The organism is Chitinophaga sedimenti, assembly GCF_023156195.1.
GTDB classification, from domain to species: Bacteria; Bacteroidota; Bacteroidia; order Chitinophagales; family Chitinophagaceae; genus Chitinophaga; species Chitinophaga sedimenti.
The window spans coordinates 5392109-5413150 of record NZ_JAKUKA010000001.1; the positions used below are offsets into that span (position 1 = coordinate 5392109).

Sequence of the window (21042 nt, forward strand, 5' to 3'; positions counted from 1 at the left end):
ATCGATGCAAGCGCTTTATAAACAGCAAGTTACGGAAAAAATTGATGCCCCGATTCCCGCTCTTTTTCCCACTTCCGGGACGTCTGTCGTTTTTTCAGTGCAGCGGACGCTCAACTTTGACGGGGTTAAATTTGGTCGTAAATTTGCAGTATAGCTGAGAGCGTAAATCAATCTTAATGAGAAAATTATTGATAATCATAGCTTTGGGAGTAGTTCAAAGTGGTTGGTTATATGCACAAAATGGAAATGGCAGCAGTGGTTTGCAGATACCGATTGGTCGCCGGGGTTCCACGATAACATCGACAAGGAACAGGCGGCGGCGTTGAAATTTGGCGCCAAAGGAGAAGCTAAGCCTGATGTGGTAAAAGTTTCGGACGATAGGAGCCTGAATCTGCAGGTGACCAATGCGTTGATTAAACAGGTAGACGCTATACAGGTAGATATAGAACGCGATTCCGCCATGGATCATCGCCTGAAGGTTAAATACCTGTCCGGCATGCACCAGGTATTGCGCGATTACAATACCAAACGGGCTTACGGCCGTATTCATCCCGAGGAAGCGCCTGCCATGGTAGCCGCTTACCAGAACATGATGAAGGCCGACGTGGCGGGTAAAAGTATTTTGCCCTACATAAAATCCCTGTCTTTCGAGGCAGGTGAACGCCTGATCGAGCCTTTTCAGGATAATCCCGGCTACAAAGAAGCCAGGATGGAGTTGTTTTCGAAATATGCCTTCGATAACACGGAAACGATCATGCCCAAACTGGGGCCCTACCTTGATTACCCGATGACCGATTCCATTATTGCCGCTGTGGCCAGGCTAAACCCTAACCAGGTGCTCACCTACGCCACTTCATACACCCCCACGGCCAATGCTATCCGCCGTAATAAAGATGCGTTGGTGCAAACCATTGTAAGCATCGGCAGGTCTAAGTCTATTAAAATACTTCCTTTTATTGATGAAATTCTCGCCGGCCGCGCCACGGTGAGCGACCTGGAAAAATCGGTGGAAAATGATGACCAGTATTTCCGCCAGATGGTGAAAACTACCATCCAGCTTCAGAAACGTAAGGTAGACGGAGAAACCATCCTCGGCCTGAAAGCGATGAACGACAACATGAGGGCGAAATCGCTGCGTTATATCCGCGAGATCAATGACCTCCATGAGGAGTCTGCCCCGGTTCGCTTCCGCATTGTAAAGGATTTTTCCCCGGAAGAGCTGTACTACCTGATCGTAAACGGACAGGAAGAACTGTATACTTCCAGTTATACCAACCATGCCGGTGCGGGCCTGTACGACCAGATGATGGCGCGCATGAAGCCCCCGCGGGGCGACAGTCTGCTGCTGCTGGTGAGCTTCGATCGTTTTAAGAAATTCCTGGCCATGGCGGCCGGTTTCAATACCCTCGACAACTTCCTGAAGTCTATGGCTTCGGAGAATTCCACTTATCTCATGAAGAAATTCGTGAGCAACCTGGAAAAAACCGAAGACCCGGAAGATGCGGTGGACGTGGCCAACTCCTTTGGCAGTATTCGTGATGAGAAACTGATGGCGTTTTTGCGCTCCGAAGTGCAGTCGAACTTCAACTACGTAAAGCGGAAGAACGACCAGCGCGGCATCGTGATTTATGAATTGCTGGGCAGCCTGTTTGCGCCGGAAGGCAAGAACACCGATTCGGCCTGGGCGCGGCAGATGTCCGCGAAACTGCAGTTGCCGCCGATTAACTACGTGGAATTCAATACGTTGTTGAACGACAGCGGCCGCATTTACCAGCAGGTGTTTTTTTACGGGGATAAAGACGGACAGGATTCCTACGCGAGCTTCATGGGCAATTTCCCGTCTTCTGACTGGAAAGTGAGCAAGAACACGAGCTGGACGACGATCTCCTCTATAAAAGGTAAGCCTACGACCATTTTCGCTAATAACCCGATTGATGAACCGGGCGATAAAGAGGCGATTTCGAAATTGTCCGCTTACCTCGATGAAAAAGGCATTCACCCGACGATCTTTATTCACCGCGGTCACAGTTACCACGTAAACACCACGCTTGACAACCTGCAAAGCACCGCACGCATTGTAGTGCTGGGGTCCTGCGGTGGTTATCATAACCTGGCGGTGGTGCTGGAGAAAGCGCCGGAAGCACATATCATTTCCTCTAAACAGGTAGGTACGCGCTGGGTGAACGAGCCGATTATCCGCAGCCTGGAAGACCAGGTACGTGCGGGTAAAAATGTGGACTGGGTGAACATGTGGGCTTCCCTCAGCAAGAAATTTGCCGGCGATGCCCGTAACAAACCTTTGTTCGATGATTACGTGCCGCCGCATAAAAACCTGGGGGCCATTTTCATCAAGGCCTACCGGCAAATCATGAAAGATAACAAGTAACAATACAAGGGGAGCGCATCGCGCTCCCCTTGCCGTTTATACCAGCCAACACGCATTTTGCCCAAAAAGCAGTAGGTTTGTAAACCACTTTTTATTGTTGAATACGTAATCTGAAGATAGCTTGGAGAATACTGCGGTTAAGAAGAAGGTTTTTGATTCTGGTTTGTTAAGGAGGGTATTTACATTCGCCCGCCCATACAGGCGTTCATTTTACTTTTCGATGTTCCTGACGGTGTTGCTGGCGGTGTTATCGCCCGTGCGCCCTTACCTTATCCAGTTGTCGGTAGACAAATACATCGCCAACGACCTGATGCGCATGCTAGTGATCGTTACCGTTGTGCAGGTGGCGTTGTTGCTGGTGGAAACAGTCGTAAGGTTCTTCTTTTCGTATCTCACCAACTGGCTGGGACAATCCGTGATCAAGGACATGCGCGTAGCGGTGTACAAAAAAGTGGTGCGGCTGGACCTGGCTTATTTCGATAAAACCCCGATTGGTACCCTTACTACACGTACCATCAACGATATTGAGGCAATCAACGACATCTTTTCCGAGGGCATTATTTCCATCGTAGCCGATCTGCTGATGATCGTCGCCATCCTGGGCGTGATGTTTTACGAGGACTGGCGCTTAACGCTGATCAGTCTTTCCCCTTTCCCTGTGCTTATTTTCGCTACTTACATTTTTAAAGAAAGTGTGAACAAATCATTTCACAGAGTGAGGAACGCGGTGTCGGCACTGAACGCTTTTGTGCAGGAACACCTGACGGGCATGGTGGTGGTACAGGCGTTTTCTGCGGAAAACCGGGAGTACGGTAAGTTTCGCACGATCAATAAAGATCACCGTAAGGCAAACGTAGACGCTATTTTCGCTTACTCCGTGTTTTTCCCGATTGTAGAGATCATCCTGGCTATTTCCTTGGGGTTAATGGTGTGGTGGGGCGCCAATAAGGTGCTGAACTTCGAGGTAACGCAGGGGGTGATGATCGCATTCATCATGTACCTGAATATGCTGTTCCGCCCTTTACGCATCCTGGCCGATAAATTTAATACCCTGCAAATGGGCATGGTGGCCAGCGAAAGGGTGTTTAAAGTGCTGGATAGCAACGAGTTTATTCCGGATAACGGAACGCAGACCGCGGAAAACATGAAGGGTGCGCTCACCTTTGACCATGTGTGGTTTGCCTATAAAGACGACCGGTACGTGTTAAAAGATATTCATTTTGATGTGCAGCCGGGGCAAACGGTGGCTATTGTAGGGCACACGGGTTCAGGGAAAACGACGATTATCAGTATCCTGAACAGGTTGTATGAAATACAGCAGGGGGCGATCCGGATTGATGGCATTCCCCTGCCGGATTATAAACTGGATGCCCTGCGCAGCCGTATAGGTGTGGTATTGCAGGATGTGTTCCTGTTTTCCGGTTCCATTTATGAAAATATTACCCTTCGTAACCCCGCTATCAGTCGCCAACAGGTAGAGGATGCCGCCAAACTGATAGGGGTGCACGATTTTATCATGCAACTACCGGGTGGCTACGACTACCAGGTAATGGAGCGGGGAGTACCTTATCGCTGGGGCAGCGCCAGCTCATTTCGTTTATCCGTGCGCTGTTGTACGATCCGGCGATCCTGATCCTGGACGAGGCGACGTCTTCCGTGGATACCGAATCGGAAATGCTGATCCAGCATGCGATCGACAAGCTGATTGCGGACCGTACAGCTATTGTGATTGCGCACCGGCTGTCTACCATCAGCAAGGCGGACAAAATTATCGTGCTGGATAAGGGCGAAATTAAAGAAATGGGTAACCATGATGAACTGTTGCAACTCGAAGGTTTTTATCATAAACTATATATGATGCAGTTCAAAAAGGAAGAAAGCGAGATTTAGCGCAGTCAGGACCCCGAATAATAGGTGAATTTGCCGTTAAACATCATATGTAAAAATTGCACATGTTTCTAACTAGGAAATCGATCGTAAAAACTGATTTTAATCAGCTTGATTTTCCGGGTTAAACATTTGATATTTACAGAATTACAGCAGTATGCCCCTTTTTTTTTATAAGCTGGGTTTAAAATGATCTAAAATCGCATATCTTTGCGCAAAATTTCAGAAAGCGGTGATTTCTTTTATCAAGTCCAAATATACTCTGGTAGCCCTTATAGTGGCATTTTGCATGGCAGGAGCGTCCCCCGTTCTGGCCCAACATTCGTCACATGATACGACTACCGCGCATGCAGAAGCTTTGGCGAGCGAGCCAGGCCATGATGCGCATGAAGGAAAGAAAGGTTTTGACGCCAAAGAAGTGATTCTCGGTCACGTAAAAGATGCCCACGACTGGCATTTTTTCAGCATCGGCGATTTCCACGCGACTATTCCGTTGCCTGTAATTATTTATCACCCTGAACGTGGTTTCACCTCGTTCAGCTCCAGCAAATTCGAACATGGCCATGCCACTTACGAAGGTTACCGCCTGCTGGACGACCACTATATACATGAGCATCACCTGGATGCTTCCCAATACTCAGCTGGTAAAATCATTGAAGTAGACGCCCAGGGCGTTCCTACCGGTGCTAAAATCCAGGACTGGTCCATGACCAAAAACATTACTGCCATGCTGATCGCCACGCTGTTGCTGGTGTTCCTGATGGTAGGTGTGGCGAACGCTTACAAGACACGCGGTGTGAAATCTGCTCCTAAGGGTTTCCAGAGCCTGGTTGAGCCGGTGATCATCTTTATCCGTGACGAGGTAGCTTTACCGAATATTCCCGGTCCCCGTGGCGAGCGTTTCACTCCCTTTATTCTGACTATTTTCTTCTTTGTATTAATTAATAACCTGTTTGGCCTGCTGCCCGGTTCTGCGAACGTAACCGGCAACATCGCGGTAACTGCTGCGCTGGCGCTGTTCAGCTTCATCGCTACCTGCTGGGCTTCAAACAAACATTACTGGGGGCATATCGTGAATCCGCCGGTACCTTCCTGGGTGAAGCCCATTCTTGCGCCGGTGGAGCTGATTGGTGTGTTTACTAAGCCGATCTCCCTCATGATCAGGTTGTTCGCAAACATCCTGGCTGGTCACATCATCATCCTGAGCATTATCTCTTTGATTTTCATTTTTGGTGCGCTGAACAGATATGCGGGTTACGGTTTCATGCCGATCTCGATCGCCTTTAACCTGGTGATGATGATGCTGGAATTGCTGGTAGCATTTATCCAGGCGTTCATCTTCGCTAACCTCACAGCGGTGTTTGTAGGCCAGGCTATGGAAGGTGCACACCACGAAGAGCATCATCACTAATTACGAACATTTTTAATTCACAAATACATAAATCAATTATGGCACTTTTAACTGTTTTATTACAGGCGGCTGAACAAGCGTCTGGCCTGGCGAAAGCTGGTGGCGCTGTAGGCGCTGGTATCGCTGCAATCGCTGCAGGTATTGGCGTAGGTAACATCGGTAAAAGCGCGCTGGAAAGCATCGCTCGTCAACCAGAAGCTGCAAACGACATCCGTGCAAACATGATCCTGGCTGCGGCGCTGGTAGAGGGTGTTGCCCTGTTCGGCGTTATCGCGGGTCTGCTGGCGGTTGTACTGTAAGAACAATCTTAATTACTGCATCCTGCGCAGAGGGCAAGGGATGCAGTAATTGTCTTATGATCAAAGTAAATTTCTAAATATAAACAGCACATGGATATCTTAATTCCTGCGTTAGGCCTCTTTACCTTTTCATTTGTCATTTTTGGCATCCTTTATCTCATCCTGAAGAAGTTTGCATGGAAGCCCATCCTGGGTGCCCTGAAAGAAAGGGAAACTTCCATTGCTGATTCCATTGCTTCCGCTGAACGCGTGAAGGACGAAATGGCGCAGATGAAAGCTGAGCACGAACACGTGCTGGCTGAGGCAAAAGCCGAGCGGAGCAAGATCCTGAAAGAAGCGAAAGAAGCGAAAGATCAGATCATCAGCGAAGCCAAAGCGCAAGCACAGGCGGAAGCGAAAAAGATCATCACCGAAGCTTATAACGCTATCGAAAACCAGAAACTGGCAGCCCTTACCGATGTAAAAAACCAGGTGGGTAAACTGGCGGTTGAAGTAGCGGAGAAAGTACTGCGCAAAGAACTGGGCGCCCAGGCAGCACAGGAAGCTTACATCAAAGAGCTGGCAGGAGACATTAAACTGAACTAATTCTTAGCAGAATACAACAATATGCAAAATCCCCGCTTAGCATCCAGGTACGCGAAATCATTAGTGGACCTGGCCGTTGAAAAAATGAACTGGATGCAGTGCATACCGATATGCAACTGTTGAAAGCGATCTTCAAAAGCAACCCAGATGTGGTGGCTTTGCTGAACAGCCCTATTATCAAAGCTGATAAAAAGGCGAAGATCCTTACGGCGGTGCTGGAGGGTAAAATCAGCGGTATCACTGCAAGTTTTGTAAATCTGATCACGCTTAAAGGAAGGGAAGCCGCCCTGCCGCAGGTAGCCGTAGAAGTGATTAAGCAGTACAATGTAATCAAAAACATCACTACTGTAAAAATTACCACAGCTGTTCCCGTTGCTGCAGAAACGCTGGATGCCATCCGCACAAAAGCGGAACAGAGCGCAGGCCGCAAGGTTACCATGGAAACCAGTGTAAACCCCGAACTGATCGGCGGCTTTATGTTGGAAACAGGCGACCAGCTGTTCGATGCTTCTATTCTGCGTGATCTGAATGATATCAAAAAGCAATTTTTGTCGAACATTTACGTGTCCGATATCCGATAAAATTTTTACAACAGTCGCTGCGTAGCCGCAAGCTGTTGTCGTTATTTTAGTTAATCTTAACAACGACGTTTTTTAAAGTTTATAATTATGGTAGGTATTAAACCCGATGAAATTTCGGCGATATTACGCCAGCAACTGAGCAACTTCAACGCCTCTGCGGAGCTGGAAGAAGTAGGATCAGTGCTGCAAGTGGGTGATGGTATTGCCCGCGTGTACGGATTAAACAATGTTCGCGCCGGCGAACTGGTTGAATTTGAAAATGGCGTAAAAGCCATCGCACTGAACCTGGAGGAAGATAACGTGGGTGTGGTATTGATGGGTGATCAGGGCGATATCAGGGAAGGCGCGAAAGTGCGTCGTACCGGCCAGATCGCATCCATCAAAGTGGGCGAAGGTCTGGTAGGTCGTGTGATCAACACCCTCGGTCAGCCGATCGATGGTAAAGGTCCTATCACAGGCGAACTGTACGAAATGCCTATCGAACGTAAAGCTCCTGGTGTAATCTACCGCGAGCCCGTTAAAGAACCGCTGCAGACCGGTATCAAAGCGATCGACGCGATGATTCCCATCGGCCGTGGCCAGCGTGAGCTGGTGATCGGTGACCGTCAGATCGGTAAAACCGCGATCTGTATCGACACGATCATTAACCAGAAAGAATTCTACGACGCAGGTAAACCTGTATACTGTATATATGTTGCGATTGGTCAGAAAGCTTCTACCATTGCAGGCGTTATGAAAACCCTGCAGGAAAATGGTGCAATGGCTTACACTACCATCGTAGCAGCATCTGCCGCTGATCCGGCGCCTCTCCAGTTCTATGCTCCGCTTTCCGGCGCTGCGATCGGTGAGTTCTTCCGTGATACCGGCCGTCCTGCCCTGATCGTATATGATGACCTGTCTAAACAGGCCGTTGCTTACCGTGAGGTGTCCCTGCTGCTCCGTCGTCCTCCCGGCCGCGAAGCATATCCACGGTGACGTATTCTACCTGCACAGCCGTTTGCTCGAGCGCGCTGCGAAAATCATTGCTAAAGATGAAATCGCACGTGAAATGAACGACTGCCCGGATTCCATCAAACACACGGTAAAAGGTGGTGGTTCCCTGACAGCGTTGCCGATCATCGAAACGCAGGCTGGTGACGTATCTGCTTACATCCCGACGAACGTGATCTCCATCACCGATGGTCAGATCTTCCGGAGTCGAACCTGTTCAACTCCGGTGTACGTCCTGCGATCAACGTAGGTATCTCTGTAAGCCGCGTAGGTGGTAACGCACAGATCAAATCCATGAAAAAAGTATCTGGTACCCTGAAACTGGACCAGGCACAATACCGTGAAATGGAAGCGTTCTCTAAATTCGGTGGTGACCTCGATGCTGCAACCAAATCCATCCTGGACCGTGGTGCACGTAACGTGGAAATCCTGAAACAGGCGCAGTTCAGCCCTTTCACCGTGGAAAAACAAGTAGCGATCATTTTCCTGGGTACACAAGGTTTGCTGCGTGAAGTGCCTTTGAAAAATGTTAAAGCATTCGAAGAAGCCTTCCTGCACGAGATGGAAGTTCGCCTGCCGGACGTGCTGGCTGCCTTCAAAAAAGGTGGTCTCGAAAAAGCCGACACTGATCGTATGGTGGCCCTGGCTAACGAGCTGAAACCAAGATTTGCTTAGTTTTTAAGTAATTCAATATAAAAAACGCTCCCGTCGCGAGATGGGAGCGTTTTCTTTTAGTTCTTTTCGCTTTCCTGTACGGACTTTTGTGAGTCCATCAACTGCTGAAGGTCCTTTGCCATCAGCGTCCAGTCCTCCGCCGTACCCTGCGGCTTTTGGCCAGTTACTTTCTCTTCTATCTTTTTTCCATTTTGATAATAGTAACGGCCTTCGTAAGAATTAACGGGATGCGCTTCATCCAGCTGCTGTTTCTTTTCATCATAAGGAAACGTTTTTTCCACCTCGTACACGAAGATGAGTTTTCCATTTTGAAGATAGTATTCCGTTACCACGATCTTGTTGGAATACCCGATCCAGCTGGTCATTTTTTTAAGTTGATTCTTTTTATACAACCCGGTGAGCGAGCCGCCACGATCCGTCATTTCTTCGAGGTAAGATTCATTGTCGAGCCGCACCTGTTGATAACCCGTGTCGCTGTTAATGGCGGTAACGGCTTTGCGGATTTCAGGAACTTGTGCGAAGGCGGCGATGGGTAGAAGGCTGCATAAGAGCAGGAGGTATTTCAATGTTTTCATGGGTTTGATGAGCGGGTTAACTTTTTGCCGCTGTTGCAATTTAAGGGAGAATCGTTAAAAGATGATGTTATGATCCGCGCTTATAAATTTCCGTTAACCAGTCGTAATAGGGTTGGGCCTGTTGTTTAAGTGTTTTCAACGTAAACGGAATCACACCCAACCTGCCCTTTGTTTCTTCACGCAGTATTTTGCCTGAAGGTTGCAGCCAGGTGTGATGAACGAGTAGCTCGCTATTATCTTTCTGCCGGGTAAATATTTGTTCTACAAAAATCAGGTCTTGTGAGTAGCGGCGATAGTTGAAGTAAAAGACCGTATGTTCGATTTTGTTGATGTGATCACAGCGAACCATGATCTTTTTCAATTGACCATCGATAAATATACCTGTCATTCTCGTTTCCCCGGTATCCGTTACTGCGCTAATGGTAGTGGCGTCTTTCGCTTCGTTGATCGCCTTCGTTTTTGCCTGAATAGTTTCTACCGACGCGTTATTTAAATAAAAAAACGCCACGAGTGAGAGCAGGAGGAATATAAATAATAGGGCGATCAACATGGATACAAATATAATAATGTAGTTATGTGATTTCATCAACATAAAAAATATAAATAAATTTTCAGTCTGATTATCACCGTTTTGTATTTAAGTTCCATTATTCTGTTTGTTTAGTAGTTTGGTTTATAAAATAAACCAGTTTATATTTGACTCATCAAACAACAACTGTTTATGTCCCCTAAAGTCATCAGCCTGTTGCTCCTGTTGCTACCCGCAGCGTTACAGGCACAAACCAAAATCTCCGGTAAAATTACCGATGCCAAAAAGCAGCCCTTGCCCGGCGTGAATATATACATCAAGGGTACCTACGATGGCGCGTCTACCGCAGCTGATGGTTCCTATTCGTTTACCACAAGCGCAAAAGGCGAACAGCTTTTATCCGCCAGCCTCATGGGCTACAAAACTTTTGAACAGGCGGTAAATCTCCGGGCACAGTGTTGCCCATCAACATCAGTTTAAAAGAAGTAGTCAGCGAATTGAAAATGGTGACCATCTCGGCAGGCAGTTTCGAAGCCAGCGACGATAAGAAAAACACCATCCTCAAATCGCTGGACATTGTAACGACCGGGGGCGCGAACGCAGACATCGTAGCAGCGCTCAAAACTTTACCCGGCGCGCAACAGGTGGGCGAGAAGGAAGGCCTCTTCGTCCGCGGCGGCACCGGTTACGAAACGCAGACGTTCATCGATGGCATGATGGTCCGCAACCCATTTTACTCCGGCATGCCCAACTTCGCGGCCCGCGGCAGGTTTTCGCCCTTCCTGTTCAAAGGTACCTCCTTCAGCAGCGGTGGTTATTCCGCACAATATGGCAGGGCCTCAGCTCCGCTTTGGTACTGGAGTCCAACGATCTGCCCACTCGTTCCTCTTCGTCCATTGGTATCATGACCATCGGCGGCAGCGCCTCGATCGAGCAGTTGTCGAAGGATAAAAAGGGCTCGTTCGTAGTGGAAGCAGATTACACTAATCTCACGCCGTACTTTAAGCTATTCAAAACCCTGCGCCAGCCTACCACTTACCCGGAAATCGCCGGAGGGTCGTTTACTTATCGCAGGCAGACGTCTAAAACCGGTATGTTAAAAGCCTACTTCTACGGAAACTGGAGCCGCTTCGGTTACAAAAGCGAAAGCCTGGAATATCCCGGCGATGAGGAACTCTTTGAACTGAAGAACTACAACGTATACAGCAATATCACTTACAAAGAAAGTCTTGGGAAAAACTGGCGCATGAATGCCGGTATTTCTTACAGCACGAATAAAGATGATATTCATCTCGATACGATTGCCAAAGGATTACGGGCAAATGTGGGCGGCCGGTCCGATTTATCGCAGGCGCGACTGGTATTTACAAGAAGTCTTGGTTCCTTTTCCAGCCTGCGTTTTGGCGGGGAATACCAGTACGCGGTGGAGAACACGGCTTACAATCAGTACCGGTTGGATTATGTTGATAATTTTGCTGCGGGCTTTGTGGAGGCAGACATTTTCTTTACCCTAAGTTCGTTGGTCGTGCAGGTGTACGAGCTGAACATACTTCGCTGATGGATAAAGCGAATATCGCACCGCGCCTGTCGATGTCGTACAAACTGGATGATAAGGGGCAGGTATCCCTGGCATACGGAGAGTTTTACCAAAAGCCCGAACAGCAATACCTGCGCCAGCGCCACGACTGGATTACATGCGCGCCACGCACTACATTGCTACGTACGAACGCCGCGCTGCGAACTATACGCTTCGTACAGAGTTATTCTACAAAAAATATTATGATCTCGTAAAAACGGCTCCGGCATTGAATAACAACGGTACGGGGTATGCTCGTGGCGCCGAACTTTTCTGGCGCGATAAGAAAACCATCAAGAACGCAGACTACTGGGTTTCATACTCCTTTCTTGATACAAAAAGAGATTACCTGAACTACCCGCGCGAAGTGCAGCCCGACTTTGCAGCCAAACACACTGCATCGTTCGTGTACAAACAGTTCTTCAGCAAAATTTCAACGAACGTGGGTGTTACCTACAGCTTCGCGACAGGCCGTCCGTACTACAATCCGAATCGTCCGGTCAGCGAGTTTATGAGCGATCGTACGAAGACGTTCAACACGCTTGGGGTCACAGCGAACTATCTTACCACGGTTGGTAAAGCGTTCACCGTATTTGTACTGTCTGTCTCCAACGTAGCCGGCCAGAAACAACTGTACGGTTACCGCTATTCGAGCGACGGATTACGCCGCGATGCGATCCGTCCCATGACGCCGAGCTTCTTCTTCGTGGGCATGTTTATGAGCTTTGGTACCGACAGGCGCCAGGAGGTAATTGATAATAACTAAGTCATCTATTTTATTAACAACAAATAAATAATCACCAGATGAAACGCATCTTCTTTTTTCTCTTCTCTCTTTCATTAGCTGCAACGGCCGCTAATGCGCAAAGCGCGCAGTACAACGAAGCCATGGAAAAACAGATTGGCGAAATGTACAAGTCGCAAGGGTCAAACGGCGACTTGGCCGCCACTGCCAATACTTTCGAACGTATTGCGGAAGCCGAAAAACACAGTGGCTACCGTATTATTACGCTGCCTACTGCCGCGTAATGCAGGCGCTCAGCGCACAGGGCGCACAAATTGATGAACTGGCCGATCAGGCAGAAAAGAACATCAACAAAGCTAGTGCATTAAGCAAAGACAATTCTGAAATTGCCTGTGTGCAGTCGCTGATCACTACCGCGCGCATCAATGTTGATCCCATGACCCGCGGCCGCAAGTTTAGCCCGGTTTCCAGCGCTTACCTGGCGGATGCTAAGAAGTTTAACCCCGAAAACCCCCGCGTATATTTGTTGCAGGGACAAACACTTTACTACACACCGGAGCAATTTGGTGGCAGCAAAGAAAAAGCAAAAGAGATGTTTGAACTGTCGCTCAAAAAATTCGAGAGCTTTAAACCGGAAAGTAAGATTGCGCCTAACTGGGGCAAAGAGTATACGCAGTCATTGTTAAGTAAAATCGGCAACTAAGATACCACAACGGCTGATGTGTCGGTTTTACCATCATTAAACTGTATATTCATCAGCCGTTATAAATCTTCCATTATGGAGCAGGAAAATTTTTCTTACGAAGACAGTCTTCGCGTCATCACGCAAACCATTGCGCAGGTGAAGGAGCGCGTGCTCAACGATGGATTTGAATATATGTTATGGGGACTGCTGGTAAGCGCAGCCGCGCTGATCCAATATGCACTTCTGAAGTTGCACATGCCTTACCACTGGCTTGGCTGGATGGTGTTGATGCCGCTGGGGGCATTATAACCGCGGAACGCCGGCGCCGTTGCCGTACTAAGTACGGCGTTAAAATCGTATCGATGGAAATTTTTCTTTCGGTATTGATGGCCTTCCTTATTTCCCTCCTCATCATTGTTTTTTCCTTTTCAGCACTGGGGTATAAAAATGGCCTGGGAGTAATAATGATGCTGTACGGCTTGTGGATGTTTATTTCAGGTCGTATTTTTTTAAATTTCGGCCCTTTGTTTTTGGCGCGATATTAAACTGGATAGGCAGCCTGCTGGCATTCCACGTGTTCGATTATGGCAATACGCTGCTGACCGTTGCCGCGGTTACGTTGTTCGGTTATTTTTTACCGGGCTATTTATTACACCTGGAAGTAAAGCAGAAAAAAAATGGATAACATGTTTACAGACGAAGAAAAAAACATGAGCGGCGAAGAAAGCCTTCAACTGATACAGTCGATGATCGGCTCTGCCCGCGAAGGGATGGCTATGAACGGCGACGGTTTCCTGTTTTGGGGCTGGGCGCTGTTTGTGTCTGCGGTAGCTTCCGTAGTGCTGATTTACACCGATTATGCATCACCTTTTCTGCCCTGGAATATTTTTATGCTGGGATGTGTGGTAGTGCTGATCGTGAACCTTGTAAGACCCAAAAAGCGCGGGCCGGTTAAAACATATATGGGCGATTTGTTCCGCAATTTTGCGAGAGGGTTTTACATTTGCGTCTTTATCGTGATCTTTTCCATGAACTTTGGCAGTGTGCCCACCAATTATGCGTTTGCGTTCCTGTTGATGTTATACGGATTGATGATGTACGTGATGGGCGTTTCCATGAAGCTGCGCGCCCTGATCGTGGGGGCAATAATAACCTGGACCTGTTGCCTGGCGTCGTTATTGCTCGTGAAGTTATTATATGTGATGTCGCTCACCGCGCTAGCCGTGTTTGCCGGCTATCTCATTCCCGGGTATGTGTTAAGAGCGGCCTGGAAAAAGCAGCAACAAAGTGAAAAGGTGTTATGATGGATTTTAAAGAACTGGATCCCGTTTTGCATTCACAGTTACGGCTGGCGATCATGTCTGTACTCATCAGCGTGAAAGAGGCCGAATTCACTTTTCTCAAGGAAAAGACGAATGCAACCGCAGGCAATCTCAGTGTACAGATCAACAAACTCAAAGAAGTCGAGTACATCGAGGTGGTAAAACAGTTCAAAGATAATTATCCGCAAACTATTTGTAAGATTACGCCGAAAGGAGTAGCGGCGTTTGAGAATTATGTGAATTCTATCCAATCCTATTTGAACGCGGGAAAGTAGCGCATGCGCAATGCAGTTCCATAGCTTAACTTCAATATCCCGGTTTAACCCAAAAAAGACACGTCTATGGAACTCCTCGATCAAAAGGTGCAGGTAGCCCCAACTGCCGCCCTGGTGCTGTACCAGGCACGCGACATATTTAATGAAGGCATTGCCTGCGATTATATGTCCAGCCTCGATTTGTCAGCCATCCAGCCCATGGCCGAAAAACTGGGTGCGCTGCCCAGTCTTTCCCACGTTATTCAATTTCGCAAACAGTACCTGCGGTTCCTGGCCGATGCATATTTACCGGACAGTGAGCCCGTGCAGATCGTGATTCTCGGCGCAGGGCTCGATCCGCTCGGCCTGCAGCTGCTCGAACGGTACGGCGGTGATATTGCGCGTATTTTTGAGGTGGATACAGCGCACCTCGCGGAAAAGGACCTTGTGTATCGAAAAATAGCCCCGGAGGCCAACAACCTGCACCTGGTGCACTGCGACATTACCGATCCGCAGCACCTCCGGAATGCCTGGTTGCTTCGGGTTACGATAAAGATGTGCCCACAATTCTCGTATTCGAAGGCATCATCCATTACATCACGCAGGAAAAGTTTTACGACATCATGCGGCGTTTCCGCACGCGCAACCGTACCAACCTGGTGCTGATGGATTTCGCGCTGCCTTACGAGGATGTGTCGCCGGAGCTGGCGCCCGCCTACCGCCGCAGCATTTCATCATTCGAAAGGATGTTGAACTGCCGCCTGTTCCTGTACAGCCGCATGCAGGTATTCGGCATCATTGACCGGCTGGGCGGTGATGTGTCTACCATCGACACCATGCAGGATATGGAGTTTAAGCTGAAAGGCCATAATGAAGTGTATCATGATGCAGCGGAAAGCCTGATGGAAGTGATTTCCTTTTACCTGTAAAACGACGTCCGCACGGGCATTGCCGGTGCGGACGTCAAACATATAATAACCGGCTACTCGGACGCCAGTTCCATTTTCTTCAACGGGTTCGCGGTATTCTCCGCGTAACGCTGCCGTTGCTGGATAATATCAAGACAAGTGTAAATCGACTGGCGGAAAGAATCCGGATCGGCCAGGTTTTTACCGGCAATATCGAACGCGGTACCGTGGTCGGGCGATGTACGAACGATCGGCAGGCCTGCGGTATAGTTAATACCGTGACCGCTCGCCAGTGATTTGAAGGGGATCAGTCCCCTGGTCGTGGTACATCGCAAGGATGCCATCGAACTGCTCATACATGGCGCGCGCAAAAAATGCGTCGGCGCTGTATGGGCCATAAGCCAGGATGCCGTTATGTTTCGCCTGTTTAATGGCGGGAATGATTTGTTTTTGCTCCTCTGTACCGATCAGGCCCTCGTCGCCCGCATGCGGGTTGAGGCCCAGTACTGCAATACGCGGATTGTCGATACCGAAATCGCGGATCAGGCTGTCCTTCATCAGGTTCAGCTTCTGGAGAATATTTTCTACCGTTACATACTTCGCAATTTCCGCTACGGGAACGTGTTCGGTGAGCAGGCCCACACGCATGTTGTCGGCAGTCATCAGCATCAGCACGTCTTTTGCCTTAAACGCATCGCGCAGGAAAGGCGTGTGACCGGTATAATTAAAATCCTGGCTCTGTATATTGTTTTTGTGGATGGGCGCGGTAATCAAACCTTCAATATCGCCATCCTTCAGGCATTGAATGGCCACGGCCAGTGAGCGCGCCGCGTATTTACCACCAACCTCGTTGATCAGCCCCGGGGTAATCTGCACTTCTTCCTCCCAGCAGTTGAAAACGTTTACCTGTTTATGGTTTAACTTCGTAAAGTCCTTGATACTCTGATAGTTGAAATTATTTTCGTTTACCAGCTTCCGGTAAAAGTTCACCGTTTTGTTGGACGCGAAAATAATCGGCGTGCACAGCTCCAGCATCCTGTTATCCGCAAAAGTTTTAATAATAATTTCGGCGCCGATGCTGTTAATATCGCCGATAGTGATGCCGATAACAGGCCGTTGTGTATGTGTTTGTGGTGTGCTCATTGCTTAACCAATGGTAATTGGCTAACAAATATACGGGATTCCTGCAAGTTATTTTTGAGTATAGCCTTTTACTCATCCGTCGGGCGGCTGCAACTCACTCCCTTTAACCGCAACAAGTCTGCTCCGCAATCCTTAATTTTGCAGCCTATGTACACGCTTAAAAAGTCACTCGGGCAGCATTTTTAAAGGATGAAAACATCTGCCGTAAAATCGTGGATGCCCTGCCCGCCACCGAAGGTACCCAGGTACTGGAAGTGGGGCCTGGCGCCGGCGCCATCACCAAATACCTCCCGGAGCTGCCTGGCGTCACTTTTAAAGCCGTGGAACTGGATACCGAAAAGGTCGAGTACCTGCAAAAAACGTATCCCGCCATCCAGGAAAACTGATCAATGAAAGCTTCACGGAGGTGGCGCCGCCGTTTCAGGGTGCGTTCGGGTGATCGGCAACTTCCCCTACAACATATCTACCCAAATCATGTTCCGCGTACTCGACTGGAAAGACCGGTGCCGGTAGTAGTCGGCATGTTCCAGAAAGAAGTGGCCCAGCGCATCGCTGCACCGCATAACAACAAGGATTATGGCATTCTCAGCGTACTTATTCAGGCCTTTTATAAAGTAGAGTACCTCTTTGATGTATCTGAAACCTGCTTCAATCCGCCACCCAAAGTGAAGTCGGGCGTTATCCGGCTGCACCGGCTGGAAGAGGCTTACGACATCCGAAATGAAAAGAAGTTTTTCCTGCTGGTGAAAACCGCTTTCGGGCAGCGCCGCAAACAGCTGCGCAACCCGCTGAAAGGGTTATTCAAAAAAGAAGATTTACAGGACGATATATTTACCAAAAGGGCAGAAGCGCTCACCGTGGCTGACTTCGTAGCCCTGTCGCACAAAATGTTATGAAGCAAGTATTGATCACCGCCAAAGTACACCCTTACCTTATTAATGAACTGGAGCAGAAAGGCTATACTGTTTCGTACCAGCCGGCTGTTACGTACGACGAAGTAGCCTCGCAGGTGGCCCAGTTCCGAGGGGACTCATCGTTACCACCCGCATTAAAGTTGATAAGCACATTCTCGACAATGCCACTCAACTACAGTGGATCGGCCGCCTCGGTTCCGGCATGGAACTGATCGACGTGCCTTATGCCGAAAGTAAGGGCATTAAATGTGTGAGTAGTCCCGAAGGCAATGCGGATACGGTAGGAGAGCAGGTGGTAGGCATGTTGGTGTGCCTGATGCACAATATCCTTAAAAGCAACCTGCAACTCCGCCAAGGCATCTGGGAGCGCGACGGCAACCGTGCCTGGGAGCTCGGTGGCCGCACGGTGGGGATCATCGGGTATGGCAATACCGGCAGTGCGGTGGCCAAGCGTTTGCGAGGCTTCGGTGTAAACATTATCGCGTACGATAAATACAAAACCGGTTTCGGTACGGCAGAAGTAAAAGAAGTAAGCCTGCAGGAAATTTATGCGCAGGCAGAAATTGTGACTACACACCTGCCGCTTACCGACGAAACGTTTCACTTGGCCAACGAGCAGTTCTTCCGTTCCTTCGCACAACCGATCTATTACATCAACGCATCGCGGGGAAAAGTAGTAGATACACCGGCGCTGGCAGATGCGCTGGAGAGCGGTCTCGTTAAAGGCGCCTGTCTCGATGTGCTGGAGAACGAGAAGCTATCGGCATACACGCCGTCGGAGCAGGCGCTTTTCCAGCGGCTGCTCACCAACCCTGATGTGGTGCTGACGCCGCACATTGCCGGCTACTCTCACGAAGCCCTTATTAAAATGGCTAAAGTCGTGCTTCGAAAGTTAGATATATAGCTATTATATATATGATTATGACTGCCTATCGTACTGAAAAAAGTATATATTTGCAGTTCATCGAATTACAACGCTTCTGTGCAAATGGGAGCGTTGCTTTTTTTTTCTTATTTCAAAAACAAAAGGTTATGTCTGGCGTAAATTACGTTACCAAAGAAACCCTTGAGCAAATGAAAGAGGAGCTGACGCAACTCAAAACAAAGGGAAGAGCCGAGATCGCGCGCGCAATTTCCGAAGCACGTGAAAAAGGGGATTTGAAGGAGAATGCGGAATACGATGCGGCCAAAGAGGCTCAAGGCCTCCATGAGGCCAAGATAGCCGTACTGGAGACTGCCATTGCCACCGCCAGGGTAGTGGAAGCCGATTCTATTGACACCTCAAAGGTTTCTATCCTTTGTAAGGTGACTATCACGAATGTGGCCAGTAAAAAAACGGTTACTTACCAGTTGGTTTCTGAGAAAGAAGCAGATCTGAAAGCAAATAAAATCTCCGTTACTTCTCCCATCGGCAAGGGACTGCTGGGTAAAAAAGTAGGCGATATTGCCGATGTGGTAGCACCCAATGGCAGCATGAAATTCAAAGTTGAGAATATCGGTATCTGATACCATCCATAATTTTGATTAAAGGCCCGTCTGCAAAGGCGGGCCTTTGCTTTGCGCATCAACTCAAATTGTTTATTTTTCCATTACTAAACCTGTGGGCCATGACACTTTTTTCCAAAATCATTAAAGGCGAAATTCTAATTACCGCATTGCTGAAAACGAGCATTTTTATGCTTTCCTCGATATTTTTCCCATGATGAAAGGGCATACTTTAATCGTACCCAAAGTGGAAACTGACCGCTTTTTCGATGTAGACGACAAGCTCCCGGGCGAGTGGCTTGTGTTCGCGAAACCAATTGCAAAGGCAATTGAGAAGGCGTATCCCTGCAACCGCGTTGGTATTAGTGTAATGGGGCTCGAAGTGCCGCATGCGCACATGCACCTGGTTCCTATCAACAGCGCAGACGATCTTAATTTTACCCGTCCCAAACTGAAGCTGTCCAGCGAAGATTTCAGAGACCATACAGGAGCGGGTTATCTCTTTCCTCTAAAAATAAAAAAGGTGTATACGGGCCTATCGCCTGTATACACCGTTATGAATCAGTAAACTGGTTATTAAGGAACGTAAAACTTAAACCCTATGCCATGCAGGGTTTCCAGCCTGATGTCTTCCACGTCTTCGAAGTGTTTCCTGATTTTAGTGATAAACACGTCCATGCTGCGGCCCAGGAAATAGTCGTCCTTGCCCCATACGTGGTACAGTATTTCCTCGCGTTTAAGCGTTTTGTTGGCATTTTCACAAAAGAACTTCAGGAGGTCGGCTTCTTTCTGTGTAAGGGTCGATTTGGTTTTACCGTCTTTATCGAGGAGTTTAAGTTCGCCGTAATCGAAGGTTAGGTGGCCAAGTTGGTATTGAGCACGTTTGTCGGCATTAAGGGGCCGGGTCCTTTTCAGGAACACTTCAATACGCATCAACAATTCCTGCATGCTGAAAGGCTTGGTAACGTAGTCATCCGCGCCGGTTTTAAAGCCGGTGATCTTATCTTCATCCATGGATTTGGAGGTAAGAAAAAGTATCGGGATAAGGTCGTTTTTCTTCCTGATCTGCTGGGCGAGTGTAAAGCCGTCCTTTTTGGGCATTACCACATCCAGCAAACATATATCAAACATGGATTTCTGAAATTGTTTCCAGGCCATCTCTCCATCGGAGCAGTGTGTCACTTCGTACCCCGCTTCTTCCAATCGGCGTTTGGTAACAGCCCCCAGGTTGTAGTCATCTTCTACAAGGAGGATTTTTGCTTTCGTATCCATCTACGAATTGGATTAGGGTAAAGTTGAGTTTTAAAAAAGAGCAAAGTCTTCATAGTTGCTATGGTATTGCAAGGGATTTTCGGTACAGCTACCGGGAAACCCGGTTCAAAATAAGTACATTTTTGCAATTAACAAATAATAATACGTTGTTCATTTTTGTTCATTTTGTTCCAAATTATCTCGCAACCCGCTCCGGATGCTGCTTCAGGAAGGCATCCCAGCCCTTTGCCCGGCCAGTGGAGCCTGCCGGACCGGAGTCCTGAAAATGGTGGCAAACGGCCACAGCCAAGGCATCCGAGGCATCGAGGAAGGTCGGACGCTCATTATATTGCAGGATGTGCCGCAGCATTTGCCACACCTGTTCCTTATCTGCGTTACCGTTACCGGTGATCGATTGTTTTACTTTTTTGGGAGAATATTCGGCTACATTCAGTCCGGCTGCCATGGCGGTAGCAATGGCCACCACTCCTGGGCGCGGCCCAGCTTTAACATACTTTGCACGTTTTTGCCGAAAAAGGGCGCTTCAATAGCGCAGGAGTGAGGTTTATACTGCAATATCAGCTCATTCACCCGGGAATGGATCAGCATCAGCCGCTCGTAATGGTCTTTGTGCTTCGAAAGTTTCAGCACGTCCAGGTCCAGCACCCTGGCCTTTTTGCCTTCTATGGCGATAAGGCCGTAACCCATTACGATCGTACCAGGATCAATCCCAAGAATTATTTTTGATTTGTTTGCCAACCGCAGTTTATTTTTGCCAAAATCTGAAATCCTGAACAAAAGTACAAAAATACTCCTCAATTACTTATTGGGCATCAGCCTG

33 protein-coding genes and 1 pseudogene are annotated in these 21042 nt (G+C 48.4%); 28 read left to right on the top strand and 6 right to left on the bottom strand.

The genetic code is table 11. The features are described 5' to 3' along the window. Positions 1-223: 223 nt before the first annotated feature. The 10 genes from MKQ70_RS30945 (at position 224) to MKQ70_RS43495 (ending at position 8814) form a co-directional block, all read left to right on the top strand. On the top strand, positions 224-2386 hold the full coding sequence (locus tag MKQ70_RS30945; RefSeq protein ID WP_248078363.1) for a hypothetical protein: 2163 nt from the start codon (positions 224-226) through the stop codon (positions 2384-2386). Positions 2387-2606: 220 nt separating this feature from the next. Beyond that, complete coding sequence (locus MKQ70_RS30950) at positions 2607-4019, top strand: ABC transporter ATP-binding protein (RefSeq protein ID WP_248078365.1); 1413 nt, start codon at positions 2607-2609, stop codon at positions 4017-4019. Beyond that, positions 3986-4276, top strand: a complete 291-nt coding sequence (locus MKQ70_RS30955; RefSeq protein ID WP_308199575.1) for a hypothetical protein — start codon at positions 3986-3988, stop codon at positions 4274-4276. Before MKQ70_RS30950 ends, MKQ70_RS30955 begins: the two co-directional genes overlap by 34 nt. A gap of 286 nt (positions 4277-4562) precedes the next feature. Next, the gene (gene atpB / locus MKQ70_RS30960; protein ID WP_248078369.1) at positions 4563-5684 is read left to right on the top strand and encodes a F0F1 ATP synthase subunit A; all 1122 of its coding nucleotides are present in this window, start codon (positions 4563-4565) and stop codon (positions 5682-5684) included. A gap of 38 nt (positions 5685-5722) precedes the next feature. After that, positions 5723-5983, top strand: coding sequence for an ATP synthase F0 subunit C (atpE, locus tag MKQ70_RS30965; RefSeq protein ID WP_248078370.1), 261 nt, complete (start codon positions 5723-5725; stop codon positions 5981-5983). Positions 5984-6073: 90 nt separating this feature from the next. Then, positions 6074-6568, top strand: coding sequence for a F0F1 ATP synthase subunit B (atpF, locus tag MKQ70_RS30970; RefSeq protein ID WP_248078372.1), 495 nt, complete (start codon positions 6074-6076; stop codon positions 6566-6568). A gap of 89 nt (positions 6569-6657) precedes the next feature. Continuing rightward, positions 6658-7149 (top strand): ATP synthase F1 subunit delta, encoded by a 492-nt coding sequence (atpH, locus tag MKQ70_RS30975; protein WP_282457768.1) that lies wholly within the window; start codon positions 6658-6660, stop codon positions 7147-7149. Positions 7150-7236: 87 nt separating this feature from the next. Next, complete coding sequence (locus tag MKQ70_RS43485; RefSeq protein ID WP_443657859.1) at positions 7237-8124, top strand: hypothetical protein; 888 nt, start codon at positions 7237-7239, stop codon at positions 8122-8124. A 22-nt stretch (positions 8125-8146) separates the two neighbouring features. Continuing rightward, complete coding sequence (locus MKQ70_RS43490) at positions 8147-8389, top strand: hypothetical protein (RefSeq protein ID WP_443657860.1); 243 nt, start codon at positions 8147-8149, stop codon at positions 8387-8389. A gap of 44 nt (positions 8390-8433) precedes the next feature. Beyond that, positions 8434-8814 carry a F0F1 ATP synthase subunit alpha gene (locus MKQ70_RS43495; protein ID WP_248078376.1) on the top strand — a complete coding sequence of 127 codons (381 nt, stop codon included), beginning with the start codon at positions 8434-8436 and terminating at the stop codon, positions 8812-8814. 56 nt (positions 8815-8870) lie between these two features. Here the strand turns inward: MKQ70_RS43495 and MKQ70_RS30990 are convergent, their stop codons facing one another. Together MKQ70_RS30990 and MKQ70_RS30995 are read right to left on the bottom strand one after the other, a co-directional pair. Beyond that, complete coding sequence (locus MKQ70_RS30990) at positions 8871-9389, bottom strand: hypothetical protein (protein ID WP_248078378.1); 519 nt, start codon at positions 9387-9389, stop codon at positions 8871-8873. Between the two features lie 67 nt (positions 9390-9456). Next, on the bottom strand, positions 9457-9981 hold the full coding sequence (locus MKQ70_RS30995) for a hypothetical protein (RefSeq protein WP_248078380.1): 525 nt from the start codon (positions 9979-9981) through the stop codon (positions 9457-9459). Between the two features lie 129 nt (positions 9982-10110). On the opposite strand from MKQ70_RS30995, the gene MKQ70_RS31000 reads away from it, so the two are divergent. From MKQ70_RS31000 to MKQ70_RS31055, 12 genes are all read left to right on the top strand, one after another. Continuing rightward, the gene (locus tag MKQ70_RS31000) at positions 10111-10398 is read left to right on the top strand and encodes a carboxypeptidase-like regulatory domain-containing protein (protein WP_248078382.1); all 288 of its coding nucleotides are present in this window, start codon (positions 10111-10113) and stop codon (positions 10396-10398) included. Next, positions 10374-10826, top strand: coding sequence for a TonB-dependent receptor plug domain-containing protein (locus tag MKQ70_RS31005; protein ID WP_248078384.1), 453 nt, complete (start codon positions 10374-10376; stop codon positions 10824-10826). Before MKQ70_RS31000 ends, MKQ70_RS31005 begins: the two co-directional genes overlap by 25 nt. After that, on the top strand, positions 10769-11476 hold the full coding sequence (locus MKQ70_RS31010; RefSeq protein WP_248078386.1) for a TonB-dependent receptor: 708 nt from the start codon (positions 10769-10771) through the stop codon (positions 11474-11476). Before MKQ70_RS31005 ends, MKQ70_RS31010 begins: the two co-directional genes overlap by 58 nt. Beyond that, positions 11476-11709, top strand: a complete 234-nt coding sequence (locus MKQ70_RS31015) for a hypothetical protein (protein WP_248078388.1) — start codon at positions 11476-11478, stop codon at positions 11707-11709. The genes MKQ70_RS31010 and MKQ70_RS31015 overlap by 1 nt, the downstream gene beginning before the upstream one ends. Then, positions 11613-12260, top strand: coding sequence for a TonB-dependent receptor (locus tag MKQ70_RS31020; RefSeq protein WP_372490046.1), 648 nt, complete (start codon positions 11613-11615; stop codon positions 12258-12260). Before MKQ70_RS31015 ends, MKQ70_RS31020 begins: the two co-directional genes overlap by 97 nt. 38 nt (positions 12261-12298) lie before the next feature. Then, entirely contained in the window at positions 12299-12523 is a 225-nt protein-coding gene (locus tag MKQ70_RS31025) for a hypothetical protein (protein WP_248078392.1), read from the top strand. After that, the gene (locus MKQ70_RS31030) at positions 12523-12942 is read left to right on the top strand and encodes a hypothetical protein (RefSeq protein ID WP_248078394.1); all 420 of its coding nucleotides are present in this window, start codon (positions 12523-12525) and stop codon (positions 12940-12942) included. Before MKQ70_RS31025 ends, MKQ70_RS31030 begins: the two co-directional genes overlap by 1 nt. 75 nt (positions 12943-13017) lie before the next feature. Beyond that, positions 13018-13233, top strand: coding sequence for a hypothetical protein (locus MKQ70_RS31035; protein ID WP_248078396.1), 216 nt, complete (start codon positions 13018-13020; stop codon positions 13231-13233). A gap of 377 nt (positions 13234-13610) precedes the next feature. Further along, on the top strand, positions 13611-14228 hold the full coding sequence (locus tag MKQ70_RS31040; RefSeq protein ID WP_248078398.1) for a hypothetical protein: 618 nt from the start codon (positions 13611-13613) through the stop codon (positions 14226-14228). Continuing rightward, positions 14225-14521, top strand: coding sequence for a winged helix-turn-helix domain-containing protein (locus MKQ70_RS31045; protein WP_248078400.1), 297 nt, complete (start codon positions 14225-14227; stop codon positions 14519-14521). Before MKQ70_RS31040 ends, MKQ70_RS31045 begins: the two co-directional genes overlap by 4 nt. 66 nt (positions 14522-14587) lie before the next feature. Continuing rightward, positions 14588-15166, top strand: a complete 579-nt coding sequence (locus MKQ70_RS31050) for a class I SAM-dependent methyltransferase (protein ID WP_248078402.1) — start codon at positions 14588-14590, stop codon at positions 15164-15166. Continuing rightward, positions 15124-15429: a hypothetical protein gene (locus MKQ70_RS31055; RefSeq protein WP_248078404.1), complete on the top strand. Its 306-nt coding sequence runs from the start codon at positions 15124-15126 to the stop codon at positions 15427-15429. The genes MKQ70_RS31050 and MKQ70_RS31055 overlap by 43 nt, the downstream gene beginning before the upstream one ends. Before the next feature lie 53 nt (positions 15430-15482). Here MKQ70_RS31055 and MKQ70_RS31060 read toward each other — a convergent pair whose 3' ends face one another. Together MKQ70_RS31060 and MKQ70_RS31065 are read right to left on the bottom strand one after the other, a co-directional pair. Continuing rightward, positions 15483-15752, bottom strand: a complete 270-nt coding sequence (locus tag MKQ70_RS31060) for a 4-hydroxythreonine-4-phosphate dehydrogenase PdxA (protein ID WP_248078406.1) — start codon at positions 15750-15752, stop codon at positions 15483-15485. Continuing rightward, on the bottom strand, positions 15679-16551 hold the full coding sequence (locus MKQ70_RS31065; RefSeq protein WP_248078408.1) for a PdxA family dehydrogenase: 873 nt from the start codon (positions 16549-16551) through the stop codon (positions 15679-15681). Before MKQ70_RS31065 ends, MKQ70_RS31060 begins: the two co-directional genes overlap by 74 nt. Before the next feature lie 212 nt (positions 16552-16763). Between MKQ70_RS31065 and MKQ70_RS31070 the strand changes: the two genes are divergently transcribed. From MKQ70_RS31070 to MKQ70_RS31095, 6 genes are all read left to right on the top strand, one after another. Next, on the top strand, positions 16764-16937 hold the full coding sequence (locus MKQ70_RS31070; protein WP_248078410.1) for an rRNA adenine N-6-methyltransferase family protein: 174 nt from the start codon (positions 16764-16766) through the stop codon (positions 16935-16937). 117 nt (positions 16938-17054) lie between these two features. Then, positions 17055-17447 carry a ribosomal RNA small subunit methyltransferase A gene (locus MKQ70_RS31075; RefSeq protein ID WP_248078412.1) on the top strand — a complete coding sequence of 131 codons (393 nt, stop codon included), beginning with the start codon at positions 17055-17057 and terminating at the stop codon, positions 17445-17447. Continuing rightward, on the top strand, positions 17444-17677 hold the full coding sequence (locus MKQ70_RS31080) for a hypothetical protein (RefSeq protein WP_248078414.1): 234 nt from the start codon (positions 17444-17446) through the stop codon (positions 17675-17677). Before MKQ70_RS31075 ends, MKQ70_RS31080 begins: the two co-directional genes overlap by 4 nt. Further along, a complete protein-coding gene (locus tag MKQ70_RS31085; RefSeq protein WP_248081766.1) occupies positions 17617-18369 on the top strand; it encodes an NAD(P)-dependent oxidoreductase in 753 nt (250 codons plus the stop codon). The genes MKQ70_RS31080 and MKQ70_RS31085 overlap by 61 nt, the downstream gene beginning before the upstream one ends. Before the next feature lie 128 nt (positions 18370-18497). Beyond that, a complete protein-coding gene (greA, locus tag MKQ70_RS31090; protein ID WP_248078416.1) occupies positions 18498-18971 on the top strand; it encodes a transcription elongation factor GreA in 474 nt (157 codons plus the stop codon). Positions 18972-19164: 193 nt separating this feature from the next. Continuing rightward, positions 19165-19518: an HIT family protein gene (locus MKQ70_RS31095; RefSeq protein ID WP_248078418.1), complete on the top strand. Its 354-nt coding sequence runs from the start codon at positions 19165-19167 to the stop codon at positions 19516-19518. 8 nt (positions 19519-19526) lie between these two features. Here the strand turns inward: MKQ70_RS31095 and MKQ70_RS31100 are convergent, their stop codons facing one another. Next, positions 19527-20222, bottom strand: coding sequence for a response regulator transcription factor (locus MKQ70_RS31100; protein WP_248078420.1), 696 nt, complete (start codon positions 20220-20222; stop codon positions 19527-19529). 175 nt (positions 20223-20397) lie between these two features. Next, a pseudogene (ruvC, locus tag MKQ70_RS42940) lies at positions 20398-20909 on the bottom strand (crossover junction endodeoxyribonuclease RuvC). Positions 20910-21042: the final 133 nt, after the last annotated feature.